Source organism: Sphingomonas sp. (assembly GCF_031372575.1).
In the GTDB taxonomy this organism is placed as follows: Bacteria; Pseudomonadota; Alphaproteobacteria; order Sphingomonadales; family Sphingomonadaceae; genus Sphingomicrobium.
The window spans coordinates 1-5,336 of record NZ_JANMLM010000023.1; the positions used below are offsets into that span (position 1 = coordinate 1).

Here is a 5,336-nt window from a genome sequence, read left to right on the forward strand (position 1 = left end):
GCCGGGCGACTGGCGCAGCTTCGAGTATCTTGGCGAGAGCGTGATCGTGATCCGCGGCGACGATGGGCACGCGCGCGCCTTTGCCAATGTCTGCCGCCATCGCGGGTCGCGGCTGGTCGATGGCACCGGCGGGTGCGCCAAGGTCCTGACCTGCCCGTATCACGCCTGGTCGTACAGCCGGACGGGCGATCTGGTCGGCGTGCCGCATCGGGCGGAATATCCGGGGCTCGATCCGGCGCAGCTCGGGCTGGTGCCGGTCGCGCTGGAGCGGTGGCACGGGTTCCTGTTCGTGACGATCGAACCCGGTGCGCCGTCGGTGGCCGAGATGATGGCGCCGTATCAAGCCGAGGTTGCGCCGTATCGGTTCGAGGAATTGCGAGCGATCGGCCGGGTAACTAGCCGGCCGCGCGCGCTTAACTGGAAAACGATCGCCGACAATTATTCGGACGGGCTGCATATCCCGATCGGGCATCCGGGGCTGACCCGCTTGTTCGGGCGGTCGTACAAGATCGAAGCGCGCGACTGGGTCGACCGGATGGAGGGCGAGCTTCGCGATGATGTGTCGGATAATGTCAGCGAGCGGGCCTATCAGCGCTTCCTGCCCGCGGCGATGCATCTGCCGCAATTGCACCGCAAGAAATGGCTCTATTACAAGCTGTTCCCCAACGTCGCGTTCGATATTTATCCCGACCAGGTCGACTTCATGCAGTTCCTGCCGGTCAGCGCGACCGAGACGGTGATCCGCGAAATCAGTTATGCGCTGCCCGACGATCGGCGGGAAATGAAAGCTGCGCGCTACCTCAACTGGCGGATCAACCGGCGGGTAAACGATGAGGACACCGAACTGATCGCGCGGGTCCAGGCCGGGATGGGGTCGGCCAGCTACGTCGCCGGGCCGCTTGGCACCAGCGAAGTTTGCCTTCGCTCCTTCGCGCAGAAATTGCGGCGGCTTATCCCTGCGGCCCGACTGGATCGATCGCCGCCACCGGGTTGGAGCCGCGCGCCCGCTTGATCAAGTGGACCAGCACCCCTGTCCCGACCAAAGCGAAGGATAGCAGGAACGCCGTGCGCCCCGATCCGTAAAAGGCGAACACGACGAAGGCGATGCCAATCAGGGCGGCGATCGTGGTCGTCATCCGCCGGTCCTTGATCGCTGCGGCGACAGTGGCGGCGGCATAAAGGTACAGCACTGCATCCGACGCCAGCAAGGTGATGAAGGTGAACAGGCCGGCCGTTCCCTTGCTGGCGTTGAGCAACAGCAACAGTGACGACAAAGTAAGGCCCGCAGCCAGCGCCCAATAGGGCGCATTGTGGCGGTTGGTCTGCGTGAACACCTTCGGTACGTCACCGCGCAGTGCCATCGAGTAGAGCGTTTCTCCGACTGCCAGGGTGGATGGAATCAAGGCTCCGATCGCGCTGATCGCGATCGCACCAGCGGCGGCCAAAGCGGCTCCTTCGCCCCAACGCGCGGCAATTGCGTTGGCGAATGGCGCACCTGACTGCGCGATTTCACTGTTGGGAACGAGCAGGCTGAGCGACAGGGTGGTCGTGAAATAGATAATCGCCACTAAAGCGACCCCGATCAGCAAGCCGCGCACCAGATTGCGCTTCGGGTCGCGGATTTTACCGACCGGGGAGACGGCGAATTCGAAACCGGTCAACGCGAACAGGCACAAGGCCGCTGCGGTTGCGACATTGCCAAGCGTTGCCGGCGGCTGATCGATCGGCTGCACCGGCCCGCCCTGACCGACGACCAGGGCGGCGATGATCATTACCGCGACCAGTGGGAACAGGCGGATCAACACGGTGACCAGGGTGAATTCACCCACCGCCCGCACGCCGCGAAGGTTGAGGAACAGCACTGCGACAAGCGACCCAAAAGCGATCAAGATGTCGTTGCCCGCCAGGATCGGAAAGATGCGGACCAACGCTGTTGCGATCGCAAGGCCGACGGCGGGAATGCCGATCCACGTCGCGCACCACGTCATCCAGGTGACAAGGAAACCGATCGTCAGGCCCAGTTCCTGTTCAACATAGGCCTGCAGGCCGCCGCCTTCGGGACTGACGATGCGCGAGGCGCAATATGCGATCGCCATCACGCCGATACCGCTCACCAGCCAGCCGATCGGGACGCTTGCCCCCAGTGGCGCGAGCGAGACCGGCAACAGGAAGATTCCGGTGCCGATGATGCTGCCGATGACCAACGACAAGGTCATCCACGGCCCCAGCATCCGCTGATTGGGTACTTCGGTCATTCATCCCCCAAAGGCTTGGCAGGCAAGCGCGAGCGGCCTAGTCCGCGCAGCGAACGCTAGAGCAACAGGAGCATGAATGCGCGCCTTTATTTTTCCCGGACAGGGCAGCCAAGCAGTCGGTATGGGTGCCGCACTTTGCGAAGCAAGCCGAGCGGCACGTGATGTTTTTGAACAGGTCGACGAAGCGCTCGGGCAGAACCTGTTCCGCTTGATGCGCGAGGGTCCGGAAGACCAACTCAAGCTGACCGAAAATGCCCAGCCGGCGATCATGGCGCATGCGCTGGCGGTGTTCGCGGCACTGACCAAAGAGGGTGGCGTGAGCCTGGAGAAAGCGGCGCAGTTCGTTGCCGGGCACAGCCTTGGCGAATATTCGGCCTTGTGCGCGGCGGGGTCGTTCGACCTGCCGACCACGGCCAAATTGCTCAAGCTGCGGGGGCGCGCGATGCAGGCGGCAGTGCCGGTGGGGATTGGGGCGATGGCGGCATTGCTCGGGGCCGATCTCAAGCTGGTGCAGAAAATCGCTGATTCAGCGGCACAGGGAGAAGTCTGCACCGTCGCCAATGACAATGACCCGTCGCAGGTCGTCATCTCGGGCCACAAGGGCGCCATCGACCGCGCGATCGAGATGGCCAAGGACATGGGCGCCAAGCGCGCGATCCTGCTGCCGGTATCGGCGCCGTTCCACTGCTCGCTGATGCAACCGGCAGCTGACGCCATGGCCGAGGCTCTTGGGCGGACCGAGATCAAAGCGCCGGCTGTCCCGCTTTACGCCAACGTCACCGCTACCCCCGTGGCCGACCCCGACCTTATCCGTGATCAACTGGTCGAACAGGTCACCGGCATGGTTCGCTGGCGGGAAAGCGTCGCCAACATGGCTGCTGCGGGAGTCGAGGAGATCGTCGAGCTTGGCGGCAAGGTGCTTGGCCCGATGGTCAAGCGAATCACGCCCGATGTGAAGGTGACGAGCTTGGTGACGATCGATGATATCGAGGCGCTGACCAAGGAGATTGCATGATGTTCGACCTGACCGGAATGACCGCGCTGGTGACGGGCGCGAGCGGGGGGCTGGGGAGTTCGATCGCCAAGGCACTAAGCGCACAAGGCGCCCGGCTGGCGCTGTCGGGGTCGAATGCCGACAAATTGGAAGCGTTTGCCACGGAATTGGGCGGCGATCATGTCTCGCTCGTCTGCAACCTCAGCGATCCGGCGGAGGTCGACCAGCTTGTCCCGCGCTCGGTCGAGGCACTCGGCAAGCTCGACATCCTGATCAACAATGCCGGGATTACCCGCGATAACCTCACCATGCGGATGAAGGATGAGGAATTTACCGAGGTCATCCAGGTTAATCTGGAAGCCGCGTTCCGGCTGATGCGCGCCGCGTGCAAGCCGATGATGCGGGCTCGCTTCGGGCGGATCATCTCGGTCACCTCGGTGGTCGGCGTGACCGGCAATCCGGGGCAGGCCAATTATGTTGCGTCGAAGGCCGGGCTGATCGGCATGTCCAAGGCCGTGGCGCAGGAAGTCGCTAGCCGCGGGATTACCGTCAATTGCGTCGCGCCGGGGTTCATGACCTCGGCGATGACCGATGCGCTCAATGAGGCCCAGATGGTGGTCATTCTCGGTCGCATACCTTCGGGCGCGATGGGGACGGGTGACGATATCGGGGCGGCGGTGGTCTATCTGGCGTCAAAGGAAGCAGGCTATGTCACCGGCCAGACGCTGCATGTGAATGGCGGGATGGCGATGCCGTAAGGGCACTATGTTGCCCTTGTCGCCTGAAAACCCACACCTATATCGCCTTCAATCATTCAATACGCGGGCGCATCGATCGGTGCGGCCCGAAGGTTTAGTAGAGGGCAAGACTATGGCAAAAGTGATCGGGATCGATCTTGGCACCACCAACAGCTGCGTTGCAGTGATGGAAGGCGGCAAGCCCAAGGTGATCGAAAATTCGGAAGGCGCGCGCACGACACCGTCGGTCGTGGCTTTCACCAAGGACGGTGAGCGACTGATCGGCCAGCCGGCCAAGCGTCAGGCGGTGACCAATCCCGACAATACGATTTTTGCGGTCAAGCGGCTGATCGGTCGCCGGTTCGACGATCCGATTACCAAAAAGGACACCGAACTGGTGCCCTATAAGATCGTCAAGGGCCAGAATGGCGACGCGTGGGTCCAGGCCGGCGGCAAGGATTACAGCCCGTCGCAGGTCAGCGCCTTCACGTTGCAGAAGATGAAGGAAACCGCTGAGGCCTATCTCGGCGAGACCGTCACCCAGGCGGTGATTACCGTCCCGGCTTATTTCAACGATGCGCAACGTCAGGCGACCAAGGACGCCGGGCAAATTGCTGGTCTTGAAGTGCTGCGCATCATCAACGAGCCAACTGCCGCAGCATTGGCTTACGGTCTCGACAAGAATGACGGCAAGACGATCGCGGTCTACGATCTTGGCGGCGGCACGTTCGACGTCTCGATCCTCGAGATTGGCGACGGTGTGTTCGAAGTGAAGTCGACCAACGGCGACACTTTCTTGGGCGGCGAGGATTTCGACGCCAAGATCGTTGAGTTCTTGGCCGACAAGTTCAAGGCCAAGGAAGGCATCGATCTCAAGACCGATCGACTGGCGCTGCAGCGGCTCAAGGAAGCTGCCGAAAAGGCCAAGATCGAGCTTAGCTCAGCCCAGACCACCGAAATCAACCAGCCGTTCATCACCGCCCGCATGGAAGGCGGCGCGACCACGCCGCTCCATCTGGTTGAGACGATCACCCGCTCGGACCTCGAGAAACTGGTTGACGATCTGATCAAGCGCACGCTCGAGCCGTGCAAGAAGGCGATCAAGGACGCCGGAATCGACGCCTCGGCGATCGACGAAGTGGTGCTGGTCGGCGGGATGACCCGCATGCCGCGGGTGCGCGAAGTGGTGAAGGAATTCTTCGGCAAGGAGCCGCACACCGGCGTCAATCCCGATGAAGTCGTCGCCATGGGCGCAGCGATCCAGGCGGGCGTGCTGCAGGGCGACGTCAAGGACGTGCTGCTACTCGACGTGACTCCGCTGAGCCTCGGCATCGAGACTCTGGGCGGCGT

General features: G+C 62.6%; 5 protein-coding genes. 4 read left to right on the plus strand and 1 reads right to left on the minus strand.

Going from position 1 to position 5,336, the window contains the following annotated elements:
• Positions 1-1,012 (plus strand): aromatic ring-hydroxylating dioxygenase subunit alpha (locus RMN73_RS01775; RefSeq protein WP_309601603.1); only part of this gene is annotated, 1,012 nt, incomplete at its 5' end.
• On the opposite strand, the gene RMN73_RS01780 is transcribed toward RMN73_RS01775, so the two are convergent.
• Positions 951-2,255, minus strand: coding sequence for an APC family permease (locus RMN73_RS01780; RefSeq protein WP_309601604.1), 1,305 nt, complete (start codon positions 2,253-2,255; stop codon positions 951-953). The genes RMN73_RS01775 and RMN73_RS01780 overlap by 62 nt on opposite strands.
• A gap of 76 nt (positions 2,256-2,331) precedes the next feature.
• Between RMN73_RS01780 and fabD the strand changes: the two genes are divergently transcribed.
• From fabD to dnaK, 3 genes are all read left to right on the plus strand, one after another.
• The gene (gene fabD / locus RMN73_RS01785) at positions 2,332-3,270 is read left to right on the plus strand and encodes an ACP S-malonyltransferase (protein ID WP_309601605.1); all 939 of its coding nucleotides are present in this window, start codon (positions 2,332-2,334) and stop codon (positions 3,268-3,270) included.
• Positions 3,270-4,007 (plus strand): 3-oxoacyl-[acyl-carrier-protein] reductase, encoded by a 738-nt coding sequence (gene fabG, locus RMN73_RS01790; protein ID WP_309601607.1) that lies wholly within the window; start codon positions 3,270-3,272, stop codon positions 4,005-4,007. The genes fabD and fabG overlap by 1 nt, the downstream gene beginning before the upstream one ends.
• A 112-nt stretch (positions 4,008-4,119) precedes the next feature.
• Positions 4,120-5,336: molecular chaperone DnaK (dnaK, locus tag RMN73_RS01795; RefSeq protein ID WP_309601606.1), on the plus strand; the 1,217-nt coding region annotated here is incomplete at its 3' end.

Excerpts from the sequence above, each read along its gene's own strand:
- RMN73_RS01780 (WP_309601604.1), bottom strand. The coding sequence starts at position 2,255 with ATGACCGAAGTACCCAATCAGCGGATGCTGGGGCCGTGGATGACCTTG.
- fabD (WP_309601605.1), top strand. The coding sequence starts at position 2,332 with ATGCGCGCCTTTATTTTTCCCGGACAGGGCAGCCAAGCAGTCGGTATG.
- fabG (WP_309601607.1), top strand. The coding sequence starts at position 3,270 with ATGTTCGACCTGACCGGAATGACCGCGCTGGTGACGGGCGCGAGCGGG.